The organism is Halobaculum saliterrae, assembly GCF_009831625.1.
Taxonomy (GTDB): domain Archaea; phylum Halobacteriota; class Halobacteria; order Halobacteriales; family Haloferacaceae; genus Halobaculum; species Halobaculum saliterrae.
In genome coordinates this window covers 57,682-78,359 of sequence record NZ_WUUS01000010.1, presented here as the reverse complement: position 1 = coordinate 78,359, position 20,678 = coordinate 57,682, and the positions used below count along the sequence as shown (strand labels likewise).

Below are 20,678 nucleotides of genomic sequence, written 5' to 3'. Positions count from 1 at the left end.
AGGCCTTTGTCAACATTTGCCATCCGGCGGTCGGTCGCCGATCCACCGCCCAGCCGTCCGGACCGTGCCGGTGCCCACGTCGTACCGACACCCTCGCCGACGCACCGAGGCCCGCGACCTACGCGACCGGGTTGCACCGACGCGAACGGTTATGTCCGTGGGTGCGCGGATCGCTCACATGGCGTTCATCCACGTCTGTCTCAACGTCGCCGACGCCGAGCGCGCGGCCGACTGGTACGCTGAGAACCTCGGGTTCGAGCGCTCGTGGGAGTTCACGACGCCCGACGGCGACACCCGAAACCTCTACGTCGCCGACGAGAACGGCGTCGAGCTCCAGCTGTCCGACACCGAGGGCGACGACGAGTTCGAGGAGGGCACCGCCTACGACCACTTCGCGGTGAAGGTGGACGACGTCGACGCCGCGTTCGAGCGCATCGACGACCACGGCGTCGTCTCGGAGCCGGCCGACCAGCCCGCGGCGGGCGCGCGCACGGCGTTCCTGAAGGACCCCGACGGGCACACCGTCGAACTGGTCCAGCCGCTGGAGTGAGGTGAGACGGATCGGGCGCACTCGGGAGCGTCCTCCGTGGGCAATACTGTGTCTGGGACGAACGTTTATGACACTACCGTGAGCACGTGAAACCTGCATACATGAGCGTACAACGGAATTACGAACGGGAGTTCGTTCGAACGTTCTTCACGTCGCCGACGGCCGTTCAGGGTGAGGACGACTCGGCGAAGATGATCCGCAGCGCCGCCGGACTTCGCGGTATCCAAGCGCCCGACGTGTGGGTCCCGGACAACGAGGACGCGACGGCGCCGTCGATGCGCGACGAGGGGGTGCAGAACATCATCGAGGTGGTTGCCGAGGAGGGAGCGGACTTCCCCGGGGAGATCCACCCGCGCGTCGTCTGGCACCGCGACGACGCCGAGAAGCGGCTGGCCGGGTTCGAGTACATGCGCGAGATCGCCGACCCCGAGAACGGCGCGGTCGACCACATCGACGGCTTCGTCATCCCGGAGGTCGGCGACATCGACGACTGGAAGAAGGCCGACGAGGCCTTCCAGCAGATCGAGGCGGACCACGGACTGGAGGAGGGAAGCCTCTCGATGTCGGTGATCGTCGAGTCCGGCGAGGCCGAGATCGCGCTGAACCGCATCCGCGACGAGATGGGCAAGCCCTCGAACACGCTGGAGCGCATGTTCATGCTGGTCGACGGCGAGGTCGACTACACCAAGGACATGCGCGCGATGACGCCCACGGGCGAGCTGCCGGAGTGGCCGGAGCTCCGCCACAACACCTCGAAGGGCGCGAGCGCCGCGGGCCTGATCGCCGTCGACGGCCCGTACGACAACATCCGCGATGTCGAGGGGTACAAGGAGCGGATGGAGGCGAACCGCGCGAAGGGAATGACCGGCATCTGGTCGCTCACCCCGAAGCAGGTGGAGGTCGCAAACAAGGCGCCGCTCCCCCCGAAGACCGGCACGTGGCTGCTGGAGGTCGACGGCGAGGACGTCGAGCTCACGAGCGAGGACGGCCGTGAGGTGTACGACGGCGACGACGTGTCGCTGTCGGAGTCGAGCGGCTCGTACGCGCTCACGATCGACGGCGACGAGCACGAGTTGACCGAGGACGAACTCCGCGAGGAGCTGCTCGACCGGACCTCCTACGTCCCGAGCATGGACGACATCGTCGAGTCGATGGAGGAGTTCGAGGCGGCCAAGGAGGCCGGCAAGGGCGCCATCGCGATGACGCAGTCGGCGACGCTCGCCATCGACGGCGTCGAGGTCGACGTCAGCAAGGACCGTATGTGGGACGAGGCGACGTATCAGGCCGCACAGACGCCGATCACGCTGTTCCAGGACGTGTACGAGCACCGCCCGGACCAGCACGACGAGCTGGCGGAGATCTACGGCTCGGACGTGGTCGAGCGCGCGACGCAGGTCGGGAACTGACCGGCCGCACTCCGGACGGCGTCCGCGACATCCGCCCGTTTTTTCGACCCCCGGCGCGCAGACGCACCCATGCGACTCGCACGCGCGAAGACGCCCGACGGCGTCCGTGGGGGGGAGTACCGGAACGGAACGCTCGTCGCCGACGACGCCGAGTATGAGGTGGACGAGGGGGATCTGCTCCCGCCCTGCGACCCGGACGCGCTGTTCTGCGTCGGCCGGAACTTCGCGGCGACGCTCGACCAGATGGACTACGAGCGCCCCGAGGAGCCCGACTTCTTCATCAAGCCGCCGCACTCGGTCGTCGGTCACCGCGACCCGATCCCGTACCCCGACTGGACCGAGGAGCTCACCTATGCGGGCGAGCTAGTCGCCGTCATCGACGAGCCGTGTTCGGATCTCGCGCCCGAGGAGGTTCCCGGCGCCGTCCGAGGGTACACGATCATGAACGACGTGGACGCGCTCGACCAACAGGGACGGACGGCGCGCAAGGCGTTCACCGCGTCGGGGCCGCTTGGGCCGTGGATCGAGACCGACGTCGACCCGACCGATATGGACATGTACACCGATGTCGCGGGCGAGCGTCGACAGGAGGCGAACACCGAACTGATGCTGTTCGACCCCCACGAGGTCGTCTCGTACCTCTCGAGGCGCTTCGAGTTCCGCGCGGGCGACTGCGTCGCGTTCGGGTCGCCGGCGAACCCCGGACTCGTCGAGCCGGGCGACGCCGTCGAGATCACTTACGAGGGCGTCGGAACGCTCGCGAACGAGGTCGTCGACAGAAGCTGAAGTGGCCACAGAACGATATCGATCCCGATATTTTGAGGGCCACGTTTAGGTCAAGAACGGCTCGTTGTCCGGGCATGACTTCGGGTGGGACGACCGACGAGGACGTGGGTGTCACCCGCGACACGCCCGAGGACGCGGTCGAGCGCTTCGTGGTCGTCAGCGACGATCGGGACTGGATCGACAGGTTCGCCGCGGCCGCCGGGCCCACGGTCGACCGAGTCCCGAGCGAGCGGGCCGACGACATCGGATCGATACGGAGGGGCTATCCGGCGGCGGTCGTCGTCGACGGCGAGGCGGCACCCGACCCGATGGTCCCGTTCGTCGAGGCGCGGGAGTCGTGTCCGGACGCCGCCTGCCTGCTCGCGGGGGGTGCCGGCCGCCTCGACCCCGATCCCGGCTCGGAAACCGGTCCCCGGTCGATCGTGTTGGAGTACCTGCCAGTCCGCGAACCCGAGTCGGTCGCGGCGGCGGCGGAGACCGCCGTCGAGGGTCGCACCCATCGGGGGTATCCGGTCCCCGACCGCGAGGACGACCGCGTCGCGACGGCCCGCGCGATCAGGGCGGGGCGCCTCGACTCCGCCCGCGCGTTCGACGAACTCGCGGACGCGACGGCCCGCGCGATCGGCGCGGAGGCCGCGACCGTCTCCGTACTCGGCGACTATCGACTCTGGCACGTCGGCCTGGCCGGCGAGCGGTTCGAGGAGATGGCCGACCCCATTGAACCGACGGTCGATCGATCTCGGACCGTTTCGACGTACACGGTCCTCGAGAACGGCGTGCACGCGGTCCCGGATCTCGCCGACGACCCCCGGTTCGAGACCGCCTCGCGCGCGCTGGAGCTCGGGCTGCGCTCGTACCTCGGCGTTCCCCTGCGCGTCGACGGCCACGCCGTCGGGACGCTCTCGGCGTTCCGCAGCCGACCCGGATCGTTCGGAGACGGGGCGGGAGCCACGCTCCGATCGCTCGCGGCCGTCGGGGAGGAACTCCTCGCGGCCGCCGTGGTCGCCGACGCCGACCCCGACCGTCCCGGCCGGGCGACCGGAATCGTGGACCGGTCCGCGGAGGCCAGCCCCGTCGGAGAGGACTGAGCGACCGAACACACGGACCACCCGACACGCGTCGGCCTCGTCAGCTGCCCTCCCCGTCCGCCCTCGTCGTTGTTAAGTACGGGCCATCCGTGCGCCCGCCCATGCGCATCGTCGTCACCAGACAGAAGATCCACGGCCACCCGGCCGCGGAGTACGTCGATCTGCTCCGCGAACGACTCCCCGGCCACGAGGTCGTCCTGGCGGACACCCCGGAGGAGGAACGCGAGCTGATCCGAACCGCGGACGTCGTCACCGGCGAGGGCGCGGCCGCGGAGGAACACCTCGGGCAGGCGGAGTCGCTTCGACTGTTCGCCGGCGTGTACGCGGGCGTCGGCCACCTCGACCTCGACGCCTTCGAGGACGCCGGCGTCGCCGTCACGAACGCCTCCGGCGTCCACGCGCCGAACATCTCGGAGTACGTGATCGGCGCACTCGTCTCGCTCGCGCGCGACTTCCGCCGGGCGACCCGCCAGCAGGACCGCCGCGAGTGGCGCGCGTATCGGACGCGCGAGCTGTACGACTCGACGGTGACGGTCGTCGGACTGGGCGCCATCGGTACCGCCGTCGCCGAGCGGCTGGAGCCGTTCGGCGTCGAGACGCTGGGCGTGCGCTACACGCCCGAGAAGGGCGGCCCTGTCGACGAGGTGTACGGATTCGACGACCTCCACGAGGTGCTGGCCCGCACGGACCACCTCGTGCTCGCGTGCCCGCTGACGGACGCGACGGAGGGGCTGATCGACCGCGAGGCGCTGCGGACGCTCCCGCCGCACGCGACGCTCGTGAACATCGCCCGCGGCCCCGTCGTCGACACCGACGACCTGGTGCACGCACTGCGGTGGAACCAGATCCGCGGGGCCTTCCTCGACGTGACCGACCCCGAACCGCTCCCGGAGGACCACCCGCTGTGGGGACTCGACGACGTTCGGATCACCCCGCACAACGCGGGGCACACCCCGCGATACTTCGCACGCGTCGCGGACATCCTCGCCGGCAACGTCGAGCGGTTGGCTGACGCCGACGCGACCGGCGACGCCGGCGCCGCCGACGATCTCGGATTGGAGAACCGAGTCGTCTGATCCGGGTTCCCGTCGCCCGCGGACGGAACACGGTTTTATCCCTCGGCGGACGTAGCAGAGGGCATGGCGAAGTACTCCACCGGAAGCGGCGGTGGCGGCGGCTCCGGCGACGCGTGCGAACTGTGCGGACGCGAGGACACCAGCCTGTCGGAGGCGAACGTCGCCGGCGCGCGGCTGTCGGTCTGCTCGGACTGCGCGCCCCACGACGACAGCGCTCGAAGCGGCGGCTCCGGCCGCGGCGGCGGGGGCGGCGGGGGTACCGGAGGCGGCGGTCGCGGCGAGGACGAGCCGAACCGGAAGAAGCGCGCGGCCCAGAACGTCGCGAAGGCGATGGACGCCTCAACGGGCGACTCCCGTCACTGGGAGGAGGAGGGGACGGACTACGAGGAAGACCGTCTCCCGTACCTCGTCAAGGGCTACGGCGAGGTCGTCACCGAGGCGCGTCAGGACGCGGGACTGACCGCCGAGGACCTCGCGGAGGAGGTCGGCGTCGACGCCGAGCAGGTCCACGCCGTCGAGGACGGGCGGGCGGCTCGCGGCGGCGTCGGCGGATCGACTGTTCGCGGTATCGAGCAGGCGCTCGACGTGACCCTCGTCGACGAGTAAAGCGAGGAAGGCCGCAGGGAGGCCTCGGATCACGGCGGCGAGCTTGCGGGCGAGCCGCCCATGAACGAAGCGAGCGTCTCGAACCACGGCGGTGCTGTGCCCGGACGCTCCGTCCGAAACGTGTGCCCTACGAAGCGACGCTTCGTCCGTCGACGGCTGCCGCGGGCACACGCTTTTTCGCCCCCGGCGTCGACCACCGGCCATGAGCGAATCGCTCGCGCCGGCCAACCCGGAGGTTCGGGAGTTCGAGGCGACGGTCGGATCGGTCGACGGACGCGACGTGACGCTGTCGGAGACGTACTTCTACCCGGAAGGTGGCGGCCAGCCCGCCGACCGCGGCACGCTCGGCGGCGTCGCCGTCGACGACGTGCAGTCCCGGGCGGACGCGGTCGTCCACACGCTCGCGGAACCGCCCGGGTTCGACGCCGGCGACACGGTCGCGGGCGTCGTCGACGACGACTTCCGGACGTACTGCATGCGCGCCCACACCGCGAGCCACGTCCTCTACGGGGCCGGTCGGCGGCTCCTCGATGACCTGGGATACGGGGGGTTCGGGATAACCGACGAGAAGGTCCGCGTCGACTTCGAGACCTCGACCGACATCGACGACGACGTGCTCGTCGACCTCGAACGACTCGTGAACCGCGCGGTCTGGGACTCGCGTCCCGTCTCGTGGGAGACGCGCGCCGTCGAGGACGCCCGCGGCGACGACGGAGTCGCGTTCAACGACAAGACGGAGGCGGACGTGATGGCGGACGCCGACTCGGTCCGCGTCGTCACCGTCGAAGGGTGGGACGAGGCCGCCTGCGGCGGGACGCACGTCTCCAACACCCGGGAGATCGGACCGGTGACGGTGCTCGATCGCTCGAACCCCGGCGAAGGCCTCACGCGCGTCGAGTTCGCCGTCGGTCCGGTCGCCATCGACCGGCGGACCGAGACGCACCGCGAACTCCGCGCCGCCGCCCGGGAGGCGGGCGTCGCCGTCGACGGCGTCGCGGACACGGTGTCCCGGCTCGCCGACGAGCGCGACGACCTCGGGGACGAACTCGCGTCGCTCCGGGAGGAAGTGCTCGTCGGGCGGATCCGCGACCTCCCGACCGTCGACCGCGACGGCGATAGTGACACAGACGGCAAGGACGCAGACTGGCGGGTCGGCGTCGTCGAGGGCTTCGACGCGAACGCGGTCGGGGAGGCGGCACAGACTGTCGTCGGCGACGGCGCGGACGCGCCGGACGCGGTCGCCGCGGTCGGCGGCGGCCCGGCGCCGTTCGTCGTGGTGGCCTCGACGGGGGGCGTCGACGCCGGCGAGGTCGTCGACAGGGTCACCGCCGAGTTCGGCGGCGGCGGGGGCGGCGCGCCGACGTTCGCGCAGGGCGGCGGGATCGACGCCGACCCCGACGCAGTCGTGGAGTTCCTCGCCGAGACCGAGGAGTAAGCTACGAGCGATATCGCGACGCTGTGGTCCTCCGTGTCCGACGCGCCGAGTGCCCCACACCGGTCAGTGCGCCGCGTCTGCGAGCGTCACTCGTCGCGCCTTCTCGCGGCGAGGCCGACCGCGAGCGTCAACGCTGCGAACGCGACGATCGCCGAGATCGGGGTGAAGCCCGGGAAGCTGACCCCCGTGTCAGGTTCGGTCGTGTCGGTCGAAACGGGCGTTGGAGTCGGCGATGCGGTCGAGGTCGCCGTGGGAGTCACCGTCGCAGTCTGGGTCGGCGTCCGCTCGCGGACGACCGCGATCGTACGGGGAGCGGAGGTCAGTTCGTCCGTCTCCGCCACGAGCGTTCGGTTCCCGGCGGAGTCGAGGCGGACGGTGAGCGTCCCGTCGCCCCCCGTCCGACCGACACCCTCGCCGTCGACGAGTATCCGCGCGTCCGCCACCGGGTCGCCGTACGCGTCCGTAACCGTGACGACGTTGCGCTCGCCGACGAGGACGCGGTCGTTCACCGTCGTGACGTTCAGTATCGGGGTTCGCGTGATGTTCACCGCCACCGACCGCGCGGACTCGCCGACGCGAACCGTTCGAGAGACCGTCTCGTAGCCATCCTTCGTCACCTCCAGCTCGAGATCTGCGTTGACGGGCACCTGGGCGGTCGCCTCACCGTTCTGGAGCGTCCGGAACGTGCCGGTCGTCTCCAGCGTCAACTGCGCGTTCGCGACGGGCTCCGGCGGGTCGAGCCGATCGTCCCGTACCTCGAACGAGAGCGTGACCGACCCCTGCTCGAGGCCGACAGTCTCACGGGAGGAATCTCCCACGTCAACGTCGCGGACGACGCGATAGTAGCCCTGCTTGACCACGGTGAGGCTGTAGGAACGCTGTTCTATCGTCCCGGAGGTGTAGCGACCGTCGTCGTTCGTTCGCCCGTTGACGACGACCTCGCCGTCGGCTCGCATGATCACGCGCGCATCCTCCACGGGGTCGCCACGTTCGTTCTCCGCGCGGACAGTGAGGCTCCCACGCTGCCGGACTGTCACCGAGACGGTCTCCTCGTCGGCCGATTCGACGACGAACGGTGTGTTCCGGACGTACTCCGGGTGGTCGATCCCGATCTCGACGGTCGAGCCGGCCGGAACGTCGACGAGCGCGCGGCCGTTGCTCGCGGTCGTCGCGGTCGCCGAGCCGTTCTCCCAGGAGGCGGTGAGGTCCGCCCCGGAGACGGGATCGTCCGCGGGCGTTCTCACCGCGACGGTGAGCGTGACAGTCTCTTCCTGTACAGTGGTGTCGGCCGCATCGACGCCGGCGGCTGGCTCGGCACTTCCGTCGCCGATCGCGCCGATCGCACCGACAGCGGGCGCGAGCACGAGGAGCACCACCGTCGCGATGAGCAGCGGTCGCGTGTAGGGACGCATCGAACGTGGGATCGCGATCCTTACGGAAAGGTAAGCGCGACTTTCGTGTCGACAAGGGGTCGATAACCGGTGTCGTTGGTCCCGTCGTCTCTTCTTACGGAACGCCGGGCACCGGCGAGTCAGACACGCTTAACCCCCGCGCGGCGAACCCATCGATATGGCACACGCGAACGCGGACGCGTACGCGCACTCCCCGTCGATGTTGAACGACGAGGAGCGCGCGATCCGCGAGGTGGTGCGCGAGTTCGCCGTCGAGGAGCTCCGCCCGGGCGCCCGGGAGGCAGACGAGACCGAGACGTTCCCGGAGGAGGCGTGGGACAAGCTCGCCGACCTGGATCTGACGGGGTTGGCCGTCCCGGAGGAGTACGGCGGCTTCGACGCCGATCGGTCGACGTACGCGGTCGTCAACGAGGAGCTCGCGTACGGGCAGCTCGCCGTCGCGACCGCGCTGTCGGTGCACTGCCTCGCGACCTCCTGTATCGCGAACTTCGGCTCGAAGGCGGTTCGAGACGAGTGGCTTCCGGAGATGGTGGACGGCCGGCCGGTCGGCGCCTTCTGTCTCTCCGAACCCGGTGCGGGCTCGAACCCGGCGGAGATGACCACGATCGCCGAGCGGGACGGCGACGAGTACGTCCTGAACGGCGAGAAGCAGTGGATAACGAACGGCGAGCGCGCCGGCGTCTACATCGTCTTCGCGAAGACCGATCCGGCGGACGACGGCTCGATCACCCAGTTCCTCGTCCCGGCCGACCTCGGCGGCGTCGAGGTCGGAAAGAAGGAGGAGAAGCTCGGGCTGCGCGCCTCCGACACGGTCGGGATGCAGTTCTCGGACGTTCGCGTCCCCGAGAAGTACCGCCTCACGGAGGAGGGGAAGGGCCTGTCGGCGGCGTTCAAGACGCTCACCGGCGGCCGGATCGCGATCGCCGCGCAGGCGGTCGGGCTCGCGCAGGCGGCCTTCGACGAGGCTCGCGAGTACGCACACGAGCGCGAGCAGTTCGACGCCCCGATCGCGGAGATCGAGGCCGTACGTAACAAGTTCGCCGAGATGGCGACGAAGGTACAGGCGTCGAGACTGCTCGTTCGCGAGGCGGCCCGCCAGTCGGACGCGGGCGAGGACCCGCGGCTCGCCGCGTCGATGGCGAAGTTCTTCGCCAGCGAGTCGGCCGTGGAGGTGACCAACGAGGCGGTACAGATCCACGGCGGCTACGGCTACATGAGCGAGTTCGACGTGGAACGGTTCTACCGGGACTCGAAGATCACGACGATCTACGAGGGGACGACCGAGATCCAGAAGACGATCATCGCCCGAGAGCTGTTGTAGACCGGTGACCGACGACTACGCGGACTACGACGCCGTCGTCTTCGACCTCGACGGCACGCTCGTCGACCTCGCGGTCGACTGGGACGCCGCCGCGAGCGACGCCATCGACCTGTTCGAGCGAAACGGGCACGACGTCGCCGGCGCGGATCTGTGGGGACTGCTGGAGCGCGCGGACGACGCCGGACTTCGACCGGAACTGGAGTCGGTGCTCGCTGATCACGAGACCCGAGGCGCGACCGAATCGACCCGTCTTCCCCACGCGGATCACCTCCCGCTGCCGGTGCCGGTTGGAGTGTGCTCGCTCAACTGCGAGACGGCGTGTCGGACGGCGCTCGACCGCCACGACCTGGCACCCCACGTCGGCGCCGTCGTCGGGCGGGACTCGGTGGCGACGTACAAGCCCGACCCGGCACCGCTGGTGGCGACGCTTCGGGACCTGGACGTCTCCGAGGAGCGGGCGTTGTTCGTGGGGGACTCCGAACGCGACGCGGTGACCGCACGGCGGGCCGGCGTGGACTTCCGGTGGGTGTAGCGTCGCCGTACGTGGCGCGATCGGCGGGTTCGGACGCCTACGCCGCACGGACGTTCCGCTCGTAGTAGTAGGCGGCCAGCGCGGTCACGATCCAGACCGCCGCGCCGACCCGGATCGCGAAGCTCGCGCGGGCGGCCCAGGTCGGGAGCGTCACGAACGCCGACAGCGCTGCAATGAGTATCGAGCCGGCGGTCACCGTGACGACGAACGTGATCTGCATGACCCATCCGTAGTCGACGCCCTCCGGGTCGGCCGACTCGACGCGTTCGGGCACGTGCGTCGGTTCGTGTCGATCGGCTAAGCCGTGTCGATCCGCCGAACAGCCGGATCCAGGACCGAGATTCCCGGGTCCTGGCCTCGATCAGCATCCAACGTTCTGGGGCGGGTGGGAACGGAGACCTCGTGGACGTGTACGGTTCGGCCGTCCCTCCGGAACACCACGGAGTAGGTCTGTCCCTCCGCCGACAGCACGTCGAGCGTGCCGTCGCTCCCGCAGCCGTCGATGTGGGCGTACGATCCCGGGCCGACGGTCGCGCCGGCGGTCCAGACGTCGCTCCATGCGATCTCGTTTCCGGACTCGTCGCGGATGAACACGGCCGTTCCGTCGGCGATGTCGCCGGCGCGGTGATGGACCTCTAGGTACGGTCAGTCGCCGTTCCCGCTCCCGTCGGCCGAGTACGTCGTCACATCGAGAACGATCCGCGGCGTCGGATCGGTCAACTGATCGTCGAACCCGAGCGCGAGCGACCCGACGACGACCCCGAGGAGGACACCGATCGCCACTAGCAGTGTGACGCCGACCACTGAGGAGACAGCTCGATCGGTCACTGTTTCGACGTGGATCGTCCCGGTAATTAACAGCTCACTCCCGATTATCATCGCCGGAACGTATCGCTCCCGGATCAGACGGATTAATCGGTGGCCGGCGCCGATCCCCTGCGCATGGTAACCACACGGGACATCCGAAACCGTGCTGAGGACGACCCCGTCACGATGCTGACAGCCTACGACGCGCCGACCGCTTCCGTCGTCGACGAGGCGGGGATCGACGTGATCCTCGTCGGGGACTCGATGGGCAACGCCGTGCTCGGACACGACTCGACGCTTCCCGTCACGCTCGAGGAGGTACAGAGTCGGACCGCCGCCGTCGCCCGCGCGGCCGATGACGCCCTCGTCGTCGCCGACATGCCGTTCCTCTCGTTCGGCGTCGACGAGAGCGACAGCGTCGAGAACGCCGGGCGGATGCTGAAGGAGGCCGACGCCGACGCCGTGAAGATCGAGTCCGGGCCGCACACGGTCGAGTTAACGCGACGGCTCACGGAGGTCGGCATCCCGGTGATGGCACACCTCGGCTTGACGCCCCAACACGTGAACCAACTCGGCGGGTATCAGCGGCAGGGGACCGACCCCGAGGCGGCCGAACGACTGCTGGAGCTGGCGACGGACCACGAGGAGGCCGGCGCGTTCTCGCTCGTGCTCGAACACGTTCCCGCGAACCTCGCCGCGCAGGTGACCGAGGCGCTCGACATCCCGACGATCGGGATCGGCGCCGGTCCGGAGACGGACGGCCAGGTGCTCGTGATCACGGACGTGCTCGGCCTCGACGAGTGGTCGCCGCCGTTCTCGAAGCAGTACGCCGACCTCCGGGGAGAGATGGAGTCGGCCGTCGAGGCGTACAAACGGGAGGTCGAGAACGGCGAGTTCCCCGCGGAGGAGCACGGTCACGTCGAGGACGCCGTCGACGACGTGTACTGACCCGAGTCCGGCTGGCTGTGGCGGACAGGCGACTCGCTTCGCTCTCGGGTCGATGAGTCGCACACCCGCTGAACGACCCGAGCGTCTCAGTTCGGCACGGAGACCCTGGTCCCGGTATCGTATTTGAACGTTCGGCGACCCACCGTTCAGTCGACTGAATGGACCAACGCAGGGTCGTTACAACCCGTCGAGGAACGACGAGACGGCGTCGTTGAACGCGTTCGGTCGCTCGATCATCGTCAGGTGTGCGGAGTCGTCGATCACCGCGAGGTCACACTCCGGGATCTCCTCGGCGAGGTACTCGTGATACCGCGGCGGCGTGAGCCCGTCGTGTTCGCCCACGACCGCGAGCGCGGGCTCGTCGATCTCCCCGAGGCGATCGCGAACGTCGAACTCGTGGCAGGTCCGGAAGTCCCGCTCGACGACGGCGGGCCCGGCGTCGCGCATGGTCGCGCGCGAACGTTCGACCGCCTCCTCGCCCGCGTCGTGGAACAGCCGGTCCGCGCCGTGAAGAAAGTCGACGGCGCGGTCGAAGTCGTCGCGCAGCCACACGAGCAGGTCGTCGAGCACGGCGAGCTTCGCGCCGGTGCCCGCGAGAACGAGCCCGTCCAGCGGGAGCTCGCGCTCGAGAGCGACCCACATCGCGACCGCGCCGCCGAGGGAGTTGCCGACGAGCACCGACGAGTCCGTGGCGTTCGCGACCGCGACCACGTCGTCGGCGTACGCCTCGAGCGCCTCCGGACCGGGCTGGGCGTCGACGTCGTCGCTGTCGCCGTGGCCGCTGAGATCCAGCGTCGTCACCGGGGTTCGGTCCGTGAGGCGGGACTGCCCCGTCCACACGTCCCCCGTTCCGCCGCTCCCGTGAACGCACACCAGTCCCGGACCGTCCGCCGTCGCGCCGCGGGTCCGATACGTCGTCTCCCGGCCGTGGTGGGCCACCGTGTTCATGATACACTCTCGCGCGGGTGGGAGTATAAATCGGCCGGGGGCGCAGGCAAGTGTCAGGGCCGAGCTGATGAACTGCAAACACATGTTCTCGACCCACACCCCGCGCCGTAATGCGATCCACTGGCGATATCTTTATATACTTACGAGCATTACCTGTTGTTAGGACAAATGAACCAACGCAACACCGTCGACCGGCGCGGACGGTTCCTTCGCCGGTACGACTACGACGACGCGACCGTCATCGCGGCCGACTTGAACGCCGCCGACGACGACGTGACGGTCGACACGGTCGACGGGACCGCGATCGTCGTGATCGCCCCCGAGGGCGATCGCGACGACGAGGAGTTCGAGTTCGAGCTCCCCGGCCCGGCCGCAAGTGTTGACATCGAGAACGGCGTACTCACTATCGAGGTCCACGCATGAAACTCACCGTCAAACCGCTGAAGCAGAAGGACGCCGGTCGCCGCCTCGCCGCGATCGACCGGGTCGCCGCCGAGGAGCTCGACCTCTCCGGGGGCGACTACATCCGCATCGAGGGCGATTCGACCGGGATCGCTCGCGTGTGGCCCGGGTACCCGGAGGACGACAACACGGGCGTCGTCCGCATCGACGGCCAGCTCCGCCAGGAGGCGGGCGTCGGCATCGACGACCGCGTGACGGTCGAGCCGGCGGACGTCGAGCCCGCCGAACGGATCACGATCGCGCTCCCCCAGCAGTTCGGGATCCGCGGCAACATCGGCTCGATGATCCGGGACAAGCTCTCGGGACAGCCGGTCACGCAGGGACAGACGATCCGCTTCCCGCTCGGGCTGGGACTGATGGGCGGCGGGTCGCAGGCGGTGCCGCTCAAGATCGCCTCGACGAGCCCGACCGGGACCGTCGTCATCACCGACTCCACCGAGGTGGAGATCTCCGAGAAGCCGGCCGAACAGATCGCCGAAGCCCAAGAGGCGGGCGGCGCCGCCGAGACGCCGGACGTGGCCTACGAGGACATCGGCGGGCTCGACGACGAGCTCGAGCAGGTCCGCGAGATGATCGAGCTCCCGATGCGCCACCCGGAGCTGTTCAAGCGCCTCGGCATCGAGCCGCCGAAGGGCGTCCTCCTGCACGGCCCGCCGGGGACCGGCAAGACGCTCATCGCGAAGGCCGTCGCCAACGAGATCGACGCGCACTTCCAGACGCTCTCGGGCCCCGAGATCATGTCGAAGTACTACGGGGAGTCCGAGGAGCAGCTCCGGGAGGTGTTCGAGGAGGCCGCCGAGAACGCCCCCGCGATCATCTTCATGGACGAACTGGACTCCATCGCGCCCAAGCGCGAGGAGGCCGGCGGCGACGTGGAACGCCGCGTCGTGGCCCAGCTGCTCTCCCTGATGGACGGGCTGGAGGAGCGCGGCGAGGTCGTCGTCATCGGCGCGACCAACCGCGTCGACGCGATCGACCCGGCGCTGCGCCGCGGCGGTCGTTTCGACCGCGAGATAGAGATCGGCGTTCCGGACCGTGACGGCCGCAAGGAGATCCTGCAGGTCCACACCCGGAACATGCCGCTGTCGGACGACATCGACATCGACGAGTACGCCGAGACGACCCACGGCTTCGTCGGCGCCGACATCGCGAGCCTCGCGAAGGAGGCCGGAATGAACGCCATCCGGCGCATCCGCCCGCAGATCGACCTGGAGGAGGACGAGATCGACGCGGAGATCCTCGAGTCGATCGAGATCACGAGCCGCGACATGAAGGAGGCGCTGAAGGGGATCGAACCCTCGGCGCTCCGGGAGGTGTTCGTCGAGGTTCCCGACGTCACCTGGAACGACGTGGGCGGCCTCGACGACACCAAGGACCGCCTCCGCGAGACGATCCAGTGGCCCCTCGACTACCCCGAGGTGTTCGAGGCCATGGACATGGAGTCCGCGAAGGGCGTGCTCATGTACGGCCCGCCGGGCACCGGGAAGACCCTGCTCGCGAAGGCCGTCGCCAACGAGTCCGAGTCCAACTTCATCTCGGTGAAGGGGCCGGAGCTGTTGAACAAGTTCGTCGGGGAGTCGGAGAAGGGCGTCCGCGAGGTCTTCAGCAAGGCCCGCGAGAACGCGCCGACCATCATCTTCTTCGACGAGATCGACGCGATCGCGACCGAGCGCGGACGCAACTCCAGCGACTCGGGCGTCTCCGAACGGGTCGTCTCCCAGCTCCTGACGGAGCTGGACGGCCTGGAGACGCTGGAGGACGTGGTCGTCATCGCGACGACGAACCGTCCGGACCTCATCGACAGCGCGCTGCTGCGGCCGGGACGCCTCGACAGGCACGTCCACGTGCCCGTGCCCGACGAGGAGGGTCGCCGTCGGATCTTCGAGGTCCACTCCGGCCACAAGCCGCTCGCCGACGACGTCGACCTCGACGAACTCGCGAGCCGCACTGAGGGCTACGTCGGCGCCGACATCGAGGCGGTCTGCCGCGAGGCCTCGATGAACGCCTCCCGCGAGTTCATCCAGTCGGTGTCGCCCGAGGAGGTGGACGATTCCCTCGGCAACGTCCGCGTGACGATGGCCCACTTCGAGGAGGCGCTGGGTGAGGTGCACCCCTCCGTCACCGACGAGACGAGGGAGCGCTACGAGGAGATCGAACAGCGGTTCCGGAGCAGCGAACCCCGCGACGACTCCGGGGGCGAACTGGGCCGGACGTTCCAATGAACCTCTTTTAGTGGGGGCATGTCCTCGCGGGCGGCGAAGCCGCCCGTGGTTCGAGAGACGCCGCCGGCGTCTCTCGTCATCACGAGAGGCGCTTCGCGCCTCTCGAACGACTGCGGCCAGACCCCCGCTAAAACCCGTTCATGCCAAAACCGCCGCTCGCTCGGGCCTTCGGACCTCGCTCGCGGTCGATTCGCTGGTGACTCCGCACCGCTTCCGTGACCGCGACTACACCGCTTCACGACCCTATTCCGGCCGTCTTTCGAGAACGACCGTACCCGTCGATTCCCGAAAGGCAAACGCGTGACCGTGTGCTGCCTTCTCTCGACCGATCCGCCGTACCCTCCGCGGGGTTCGGCGGCATCGTCGGCCCGGTGGTGACGGTGGCGAAACGGGGATCGCCGCACGGCGGGTCCACCCGTTTTACTGCTGGCGCCCGTAGTGACCCCCGTGACCCGAATCGGCATCGTCGGCGCCGGCGCCGGCGCCGCCGCGGCGACGTTCGTGCTCGACGAGGCGCTGCCCGACGCGACCGTCACCGTGTTGGAGAAGTCCGGCGGCGTCTGCGGCCGCGCGGCGACGCGACGACGCGACGGCCACACGTACCGCTACGACTACGGCGCCAATTACGTCAAATCCGAGGACGAGCGCGTGACCGAACTGCTGACCGAGACGCTCGATGCGGAGGGGCTGGTCGACGCCAGCGACCCGGTCTGGACGTTCACGGCCGACGGCGACGTCTCAGAGGGCCGCGACGCCGACGAGCACAAGTGGAGCTACACCGAGGGGCTCACCCAGATCGCCAAGCGCCTGTTCGCGCGCACCGACGCGTCCGTCCGTCGGCGGACCCGGATCGAGACGATCCACAGGAGGGACGACGACACGTGGACTGCGACCGACGCGGCGGGCGACGATCACGGCCCGTTCGACGTCCTCGTCCTCAACCCGCCGGCGCCGCAGACGGCCGAACTGCTCGGGCAGGCCGACTGGGACGACGAGCGCCGCGACGCGCTCGCGGCGGCCGTCGGGGCGGTCGACTACCGCAGCGTCTGGACCGCCGTGTTGGGGTACGGGTTCCGGATCGACCGGCCGTACTACGCGCTGGTCAACACGGACAAGGAGCACGCTGTCGGGTGGATCTCCCGCGAGGAATGCAAACGCGGGCACGTCCCGGACGGCGAGTCGGTGTTGATCGTGCAGGCGAACCACGAGTGGTCCGTCGATCGCTACGACGACCCGCCCGCGGAGAACGTCGCCGCGCTCGCGGAGCACGCCGCCGCGATCCTCGACGACGACCGACTCGCCGACCCGGACTGGACCGACCACCAGGGGTGGCGGTACGCCATCCCGGAGTCGGGACCGGAGGCGCCGGGCGCCTTCCGCGAGGCCGCCGGGGCGGGGCTGTACTGCGTCGGCGACTGGATGGCCGGCGAGGGGCGGCTACACGCGGCCCTCCGGAACGGCCTCGACACGGGGGAGGAGATCGCGCTGTCCCTGTAGACGGGCGGGATGGGCCCGTCGGAGTCGACGTTCGCCCGCTCTCACGACGCGGACTCGTTACTCCCGCTTCAGTCCGCCCCGCTCCTTGATCTGCATGATGCGCCGGACGTTGAGATAGATCTCCTCCGGCGAGGTGTCCTCGTCGGGGTCGTACAGGTCAGACACGCGATAGAGGATCGCCGAGAGCTGCTTCGACTCGCCGGAGTCGCCGCGGACGTCCTCGGCGACGGCGCGGAGGAGCTCCCTCGTCTCCGCGTCGGCGGCGAACTCCTCCTCGGAGTCCGGCGCGAGCTGCCAGTCGGGCTCGTCCTCCCGGAGCGCGTCCGGGTCGTCGTCCGCGTTCGCGGCTCCGTCCTCGTCGGTCATGTTGCGGACTCCGCGGGCCCGAGGCTAATCACTTTCCGACTCCGTCGACCGCTCCGAACAGCGGTCCGGTCGCCACAGGGGCGCCGAGGGTCACCGCGGGGTCGCCGTTCCGGACCGGACTACTGCGTCGGCGTGTTCTGCTGCGCGCGGCGGCTCGCCTTCCGCCGCTGGACGACGCCCACGTTGTTGGCGACGTTCTCGGTGACGAGCTTGAACGCGTCACCCACCTCGCCCGGCTCGTCGTCGAGGACGACCGGTCCGCCGTCGTCGCTGCCCGTCCGCACCGATGGGTCCAGCGGGATCCCCCCGAGGAACGGGAGGTCGTTGTCGGCGGCGAACTGCTTGCCCCCGCCCTTCCCGAAGATCTCGTGCTCGCCGCCGCAGTCGGGGCAGACGAACCCCGACATGTTCTCGACGATCCCGAGCACGTTCGTGTCGTGCTTGCCGAACATCCGCAGTCCCTTGTTGGCGTCGTCGAGCGCGACCTCCTCGGGCGTCGTGACGATCACGGCCCCCGTGAGCGGCAGCGTCTGGAGGATGGTGAGCTGGGTGTCGCCCGTTCCCGGCGGCAGGTCGAGCACGAGGTAGTCGAGCGCCCCCCACTCCACGTCCTCGACCAGCTGGGTGAGGAGCTTGTGGACCATCGGACCGCGCCAGATGACGGGGTCGTCCTCGCCGACGAGGAACGCCATGCTCATCAGCTTCATCCCGTATTTCTGGGGCGGGATGATGGTCTCCTGGTCGGTCGCGTGGGGCGCCTCGTCGGCGTCGACCATCCGCGGCACGTTCGGCCCGTAGATGTCCGCGTCGAACAGCCCGACGCGGGCGCCGAGCTGTGAGAGCCCGGCCGCGAGGTTCACCGCGACGGTCGACTTCCCGACGCCGCCCTTCCCGGAGGCGACGGCGATGACGTTCTTCACGTTCGGGAGCACCTCCTCCCCGGCCGAGAGATCGGACTCGACGTTCGCGGAGATGTCGAGCGCGTAGTCCGTGTCCGCGAGCGCGTCGCGGACGTCCTCGGCGATAGCCGTCTCGGTGGGGGCGTACGGCGCGCCGAGCGCCAACGACACGCGGATCACGCCCTCCTCCTCGTCGACCTGTACCGCGTTCACCAGGCCGAGCGAGACGATGTCCTCCCCGAGGTCGGGGTCGGTGACGCCCTCGAGTCGCTCGCGTACGGCGGCTTCGTCCATGGCTTGCAGTCGGCGAGCGCTCCGAATAAGGGTTTCCCACGGGCCGCTCCGCGCCGTGCTGAACGCAATCGTTGTATCTGAATAGATACGTCGAAGGTAACCTCAAACAGTTACAATTCACCTTCTGCGTCCCACACGTTAAAGTACATCCGAACGAAGGACGCTACATAATGCCGACACCGCTGGTCGACGACTTCGGGCGGGAGGTGACGGGGGTTCGCGTCTCGCTGACCGACCGGTGCAACTTCGACTGCGTCTACTGCCACAACGAGGGACTGGGGGACACGCGCGGCCCGATGGACGCGCAGGACGACGAGATGTCCACCGACGACGTGGTGCGCTTCCTGGAGGTCGCCGCCGACTTCGGCGTCGACGCGGTGAAGTTCACCGGCGGGGAGCCGATGTTGCGCGACGACCTCGAGGAGATCGTTCGCCGCACGCCCGACTCGATGGAGACCTCGATGACGACGAACGGCACCTTCCTCCCGGGCCGCGCGGAGGGGCTCGTCGAGGCGGGACTCGACCGCGTCAACGTCTCGCAGGACGCGCTCGATCCCGACGCGTTCGCCGAGATCACCAAGTCCGGCGCCTACGAGAAGGTGCTCGAGGGGGTGCGATGCGCCGTCGACGCCGGACTCGCGCCGGTGAAGCTGAACATGGTCGTGTTCGAGCACACCGCCGGCTACGTCGAGGGGATGGTCGACCACGTCGCGGAGAACGACGGCCTCCAGCTCCAACTCATCGAGTACATGCCGGAGCTGACCGGGAAGCCGGAGTGGAACATCGACATCCAGCGCGTCCACGACTGGCTGTCGGACATCGCGGTTCGCGTGGAACACCGCGAGATGCACGACCGGAAGCGCTACTACGTGGGCGACGCCGACGCCGCGTCCGCGGAATCCCCGGACGCGGCCGGCCTCGGGATGGTGGAGATCGTCGATCCCGTCGAGAACGACGACTTCTGTGCCAACTGCGGTCGCGTCCGCGTCACCCACGAGGGGTACCTGAAGGGCTGTCTCAACCGCAACGACGACCTCAAGTCGATGGGCGAGATGACGACTCCGGAGATCCGCGAGGCGTTCCGCGAGGTCGTCGCGGACCGCGTGCCGTACTACGGGGAGTACCTCGTGGAGAACGACCGTGGCGAGTGGGAGATCAACGAGGACTACATCGGCGCCTGAGCGGTCCCGAACGCGTCGCTCGGCCGCTCCGGCGGACTCGAACGGTCGTGCCCGCCTCCGTGTGAGTCGGCCTCACCACGATCGCGGAACGCACCATTTATACCCGCGACAGGTGAAGACGTGCGCACGACTATGCCGAGCTCGAACGGACCCCTTCACAGCACGCGCGGAAAGCTCTCGAACGACCCCCGTGACCGCGGTACCTCGCCGCCCCAGCGCGCGATCGCCGACTACGACGAGGGACAGAAGGTCCACCTGAAGCTGGACCCGTCGGTCAACGACGGCCGGTTCCACGCCCGATTCAACGGCCACACCGGCACCGTCGTCGGGAAGCAGGGTGCAGCGGTCAAGGTCGAGATCGTCGACGGCGGCAAGACGAAGACGATCCTCGCCAAGCCCGCGCACCTGAAGGCGCAGACCGAGTGACCCGATGACGATCTTCAAGGAGAAGCTGAGCGAGGAGTTCCTCACCGTGTCGCAGGCGAAGGAGCTGCTCGGCGCCGTCGAGGACGACCGCGCGACCGAGGAGGACCGCGAGATGCGCTACGAGCTGGCGCGCGCGGTCGATCACATCAACCGGTTCGCCTTCCTCGACGCCGACGAGTCGCTGGAGCTCGTCGAGGAACTGCTCGAGCTCGAGAAGGTCGACGAGCCCCAGGCGTACAAGATCGCCGACCTCCTCCCGCGCGACCGGACGGAGGTCCGCGCCGTGTACGCGCAGGAGCGATACGCGCTCGACGGCGACGAGCTCGACGCCATCCTCGACGTCGTCGCAAAGTACGCGTAACCCCGGTCCTCGGCTCGGCGACACCGTGGTCGCCGCCGGCTCACGCTCGCCGGAT

At 69.2% G+C, this 20,678-nt stretch carries 23 protein-coding genes; 16 read left to right on the top strand and 7 right to left on the bottom strand.

Annotation, left to right across the window (positions count from 1 at the left end):
• Nucleotides 1-178: 178 nt before the first annotated feature.
• The 7 genes from GRX01_RS15325 (at nucleotide 179) to GRX01_RS15295 (ending at nucleotide 6,947) form a co-directional block, all read left to right on the top strand.
• Nucleotides 179-550: a VOC family protein gene (locus GRX01_RS15325; RefSeq protein WP_159669517.1), complete on the top strand. Its 372-nt coding sequence runs from the start codon at nucleotides 179-181 to the stop codon at nucleotides 548-550.
• Nucleotides 551-651: 101 nt separating this feature from the next.
• Entirely contained in the window at nucleotides 652-1,956 is a 1,305-nt protein-coding gene (gene aceB / locus GRX01_RS15320) for a malate synthase AceB (protein ID WP_159669514.1), read from the top strand.
• A 69-nt stretch (nucleotides 1,957-2,025) separates the two neighbouring features.
• Entirely contained in the window at nucleotides 2,026-2,742 is a 717-nt protein-coding gene (locus GRX01_RS15315; RefSeq protein WP_159669511.1) for a fumarylacetoacetate hydrolase family protein, read from the top strand.
• Between the two features lie 74 nt (nucleotides 2,743-2,816).
• On the top strand, nucleotides 2,817-3,830 hold the full coding sequence (locus GRX01_RS15310) for a GAF domain-containing protein (protein WP_159669508.1): 1,014 nt from the start codon (nucleotides 2,817-2,819) through the stop codon (nucleotides 3,828-3,830).
• A 101-nt stretch (nucleotides 3,831-3,931) separates the two neighbouring features.
• Entirely contained in the window at nucleotides 3,932-4,906 is a 975-nt protein-coding gene (locus tag GRX01_RS15305; RefSeq protein ID WP_159669505.1) for a D-2-hydroxyacid dehydrogenase, read from the top strand.
• Between the two features lie 63 nt (nucleotides 4,907-4,969).
• The gene (locus GRX01_RS15300) at nucleotides 4,970-5,512 is read left to right on the top strand and encodes a helix-turn-helix domain-containing protein (RefSeq protein ID WP_159669502.1); all 543 of its coding nucleotides are present in this window, start codon (nucleotides 4,970-4,972) and stop codon (nucleotides 5,510-5,512) included.
• 202 nt (nucleotides 5,513-5,714) lie between these two features.
• Nucleotides 5,715-6,947, top strand: a complete 1,233-nt coding sequence (locus tag GRX01_RS15295) for an alanyl-tRNA editing protein (RefSeq protein ID WP_159669499.1) — start codon at nucleotides 5,715-5,717, stop codon at nucleotides 6,945-6,947.
• 86 nt (nucleotides 6,948-7,033) lie between these two features.
• Here the strand turns inward: GRX01_RS15295 and GRX01_RS15290 are convergent, their stop codons facing one another.
• Nucleotides 7,034-8,359: a carboxypeptidase regulatory-like domain-containing protein gene (locus GRX01_RS15290; RefSeq protein ID WP_159669496.1), complete on the bottom strand. Its 1,326-nt coding sequence runs from the start codon at nucleotides 8,357-8,359 to the stop codon at nucleotides 7,034-7,036.
• A 157-nt stretch (nucleotides 8,360-8,516) separates the two neighbouring features.
• Between GRX01_RS15290 and GRX01_RS15285 the strand changes: the two genes are divergently transcribed.
• Nucleotides 8,517-9,680 (top strand): acyl-CoA dehydrogenase family protein, encoded by a 1,164-nt coding sequence (locus tag GRX01_RS15285; protein ID WP_233741062.1) that lies wholly within the window; start codon nucleotides 8,517-8,519, stop codon nucleotides 9,678-9,680.
• 4 nt (nucleotides 9,681-9,684) lie between these two features.
• The gene (locus GRX01_RS15280) at nucleotides 9,685-10,212 is read left to right on the top strand and encodes an HAD family hydrolase (protein WP_321168147.1); all 528 of its coding nucleotides are present in this window, start codon (nucleotides 9,685-9,687) and stop codon (nucleotides 10,210-10,212) included.
• Nucleotides 10,213-10,249: 37 nt separating this feature from the next.
• Here GRX01_RS15280 and GRX01_RS15275 read toward each other — a convergent pair whose 3' ends face one another.
• The 3 genes from GRX01_RS15275 to GRX01_RS15265 are packed head-to-tail and all read right to left on the bottom strand — an operon-like array spanning nucleotide 10,250 to nucleotide 11,040.
• A complete protein-coding gene (locus GRX01_RS15275; protein WP_321168146.1) occupies nucleotides 10,250-10,486 on the bottom strand; it encodes a DUF5822 domain-containing protein in 237 nt (78 codons plus the stop codon).
• Between the two features lie 23 nt (nucleotides 10,487-10,509).
• Nucleotides 10,510-10,806 carry a hypothetical protein gene (locus GRX01_RS15270; RefSeq protein ID WP_159669493.1) on the bottom strand — a complete coding sequence of 99 codons (297 nt, stop codon included), beginning with the start codon at nucleotides 10,804-10,806 and terminating at the stop codon, nucleotides 10,510-10,512.
• Nucleotides 10,807-10,857: 51 nt separating this feature from the next.
• Entirely contained in the window at nucleotides 10,858-11,040 is a 183-nt protein-coding gene (locus GRX01_RS15265; protein WP_159669490.1) for a type IV pilin, read from the bottom strand.
• Nucleotides 11,041-11,154: 114 nt separating this feature from the next.
• Here GRX01_RS15265 and panB point away from each other — a divergent pair, with 114 nt between their 5' ends.
• The gene (gene panB, locus GRX01_RS15260) at nucleotides 11,155-11,967 is read left to right on the top strand and encodes a 3-methyl-2-oxobutanoate hydroxymethyltransferase (RefSeq protein WP_159669487.1); all 813 of its coding nucleotides are present in this window, start codon (nucleotides 11,155-11,157) and stop codon (nucleotides 11,965-11,967) included.
• Nucleotides 11,968-12,144: 177 nt separating this feature from the next.
• Here the strand turns inward: panB and GRX01_RS15255 are convergent, their stop codons facing one another.
• Complete coding sequence (locus tag GRX01_RS15255) at nucleotides 12,145-12,915, bottom strand: alpha/beta fold hydrolase (RefSeq protein WP_159669484.1); 771 nt, start codon at nucleotides 12,913-12,915, stop codon at nucleotides 12,145-12,147.
• Between the two features lie 168 nt (nucleotides 12,916-13,083).
• Between GRX01_RS15255 and GRX01_RS15250 the strand changes: the two genes are divergently transcribed.
• From GRX01_RS15250 to GRX01_RS15240, 3 genes are all read left to right on the top strand, one after another.
• Nucleotides 13,084-13,338, top strand: coding sequence for a DUF7127 family protein (locus GRX01_RS15250; protein WP_159669481.1), 255 nt, complete (start codon nucleotides 13,084-13,086; stop codon nucleotides 13,336-13,338).
• Entirely contained in the window at nucleotides 13,335-15,599 is a 2,265-nt protein-coding gene (locus GRX01_RS15245; RefSeq protein ID WP_159669478.1) for a CDC48 family AAA ATPase, read from the top strand. Before GRX01_RS15250 ends, GRX01_RS15245 begins: the two co-directional genes overlap by 4 nt.
• Nucleotides 15,600-16,046: 447 nt before the next feature.
• Nucleotides 16,047-17,096 (top strand): NAD(P)/FAD-dependent oxidoreductase, encoded by a 1,050-nt coding sequence (locus tag GRX01_RS15240; RefSeq protein WP_321168145.1) that lies wholly within the window; start codon nucleotides 16,047-16,049, stop codon nucleotides 17,094-17,096.
• A 57-nt stretch (nucleotides 17,097-17,153) separates the two neighbouring features.
• Here the strand turns inward: GRX01_RS15240 and GRX01_RS15235 are convergent, their stop codons facing one another.
• Both GRX01_RS15235 and GRX01_RS15230 read right to left on the bottom strand, forming a co-directional pair.
• A complete protein-coding gene (locus tag GRX01_RS15235; protein ID WP_159669475.1) occupies nucleotides 17,154-17,462 on the bottom strand; it encodes a hypothetical protein in 309 nt (102 codons plus the stop codon).
• A gap of 119 nt (nucleotides 17,463-17,581) precedes the next feature.
• The gene (locus tag GRX01_RS15230; RefSeq protein WP_159669472.1) at nucleotides 17,582-18,655 is read right to left on the bottom strand and encodes an Mrp/NBP35 family ATP-binding protein; all 1,074 of its coding nucleotides are present in this window, start codon (nucleotides 18,653-18,655) and stop codon (nucleotides 17,582-17,584) included.
• 170 nt (nucleotides 18,656-18,825) lie between these two features.
• Between GRX01_RS15230 and moaA the strand changes: the two genes are divergently transcribed.
• The 3 genes from moaA to GRX01_RS15215 all read left to right on the top strand — a co-directional run bounded on the left by moaA (nucleotide 18,826) and on the right by GRX01_RS15215 (nucleotide 20,623).
• On the top strand, nucleotides 18,826-19,836 hold the full coding sequence (gene moaA / locus GRX01_RS15225; RefSeq protein ID WP_159669469.1) for a GTP 3',8-cyclase MoaA: 1,011 nt from the start codon (nucleotides 18,826-18,828) through the stop codon (nucleotides 19,834-19,836).
• Between the two features lie 132 nt (nucleotides 19,837-19,968).
• Nucleotides 19,969-20,262 (top strand): 50S ribosomal protein L21e, encoded by a 294-nt coding sequence (locus GRX01_RS15220; protein WP_159669466.1) that lies wholly within the window; start codon nucleotides 19,969-19,971, stop codon nucleotides 20,260-20,262.
• A gap of 4 nt (nucleotides 20,263-20,266) precedes the next feature.
• The gene (locus GRX01_RS15215; RefSeq protein ID WP_159669463.1) at nucleotides 20,267-20,623 is read left to right on the top strand and encodes an RNA polymerase Rpb4 family protein; all 357 of its coding nucleotides are present in this window, start codon (nucleotides 20,267-20,269) and stop codon (nucleotides 20,621-20,623) included.
• The last annotated feature ends 55 nt before the right edge of the window (nucleotides 20,624-20,678 follow it).

Excerpts from the sequence above, each read along its gene's own strand:
- GRX01_RS15325 (WP_159669517.1), top strand. The coding sequence starts at position 179 with ATGGCGTTCATCCACGTCTGTCTCAACGTCGCCGACGCCGAGCGCGCG.
- aceB (WP_159669514.1), top strand. The coding sequence starts at position 652 with ATGAGCGTACAACGGAATTACGAACGGGAGTTCGTTCGAACGTTCTTC.
- GRX01_RS15315 (WP_159669511.1), top strand. The coding sequence starts at position 2,026 with ATGCGACTCGCACGCGCGAAGACGCCCGACGGCGTCCGTGGGGGGGAG.
- GRX01_RS15310 (WP_159669508.1), top strand. The coding sequence starts at position 2,817 with ATGACTTCGGGTGGGACGACCGACGAGGACGTGGGTGTCACCCGCGAC.
- GRX01_RS15305 (WP_159669505.1), top strand. The coding sequence starts at position 3,932 with ATGCGCATCGTCGTCACCAGACAGAAGATCCACGGCCACCCGGCCGCG.
- GRX01_RS15300 (WP_159669502.1), top strand. The coding sequence starts at position 4,970 with ATGGCGAAGTACTCCACCGGAAGCGGCGGTGGCGGCGGCTCCGGCGAC.
- GRX01_RS15295 (WP_159669499.1), top strand. The coding sequence starts at position 5,715 with ATGAGCGAATCGCTCGCGCCGGCCAACCCGGAGGTTCGGGAGTTCGAG.
- GRX01_RS15290 (WP_159669496.1), bottom strand. The coding sequence starts at position 8,359 with ATGCGTCCCTACACGCGACCGCTGCTCATCGCGACGGTGGTGCTCCTC.
- GRX01_RS15285 (WP_233741062.1), top strand. The coding sequence starts at position 8,517 with ATGGCACACGCGAACGCGGACGCGTACGCGCACTCCCCGTCGATGTTG.
- panB (WP_159669487.1), top strand. The coding sequence starts at position 11,155 with ATGGTAACCACACGGGACATCCGAAACCGTGCTGAGGACGACCCCGTC.
- GRX01_RS15255 (WP_159669484.1), bottom strand. The coding sequence starts at position 12,915 with ATGAACACGGTGGCCCACCACGGCCGGGAGACGACGTATCGGACCCGC.
- GRX01_RS15250 (WP_159669481.1), top strand. The coding sequence starts at position 13,084 with ATGAACCAACGCAACACCGTCGACCGGCGCGGACGGTTCCTTCGCCGG.
- GRX01_RS15245 (WP_159669478.1), top strand. The coding sequence starts at position 13,335 with ATGAAACTCACCGTCAAACCGCTGAAGCAGAAGGACGCCGGTCGCCGC.
- GRX01_RS15235 (WP_159669475.1), bottom strand. The coding sequence starts at position 17,462 with ATGACCGACGAGGACGGAGCCGCGAACGCGGACGACGACCCGGACGCG.
- GRX01_RS15230 (WP_159669472.1), bottom strand. The coding sequence starts at position 18,655 with ATGGACGAAGCCGCCGTACGCGAGCGACTCGAGGGCGTCACCGACCCC.
- moaA (WP_159669469.1), top strand. The coding sequence starts at position 18,826 with ATGCCGACACCGCTGGTCGACGACTTCGGGCGGGAGGTGACGGGGGTT.
- GRX01_RS15220 (WP_159669466.1), top strand. The coding sequence starts at position 19,969 with ATGCCGAGCTCGAACGGACCCCTTCACAGCACGCGCGGAAAGCTCTCG.
- GRX01_RS15215 (WP_159669463.1), top strand. The coding sequence starts at position 20,267 with ATGACGATCTTCAAGGAGAAGCTGAGCGAGGAGTTCCTCACCGTGTCG.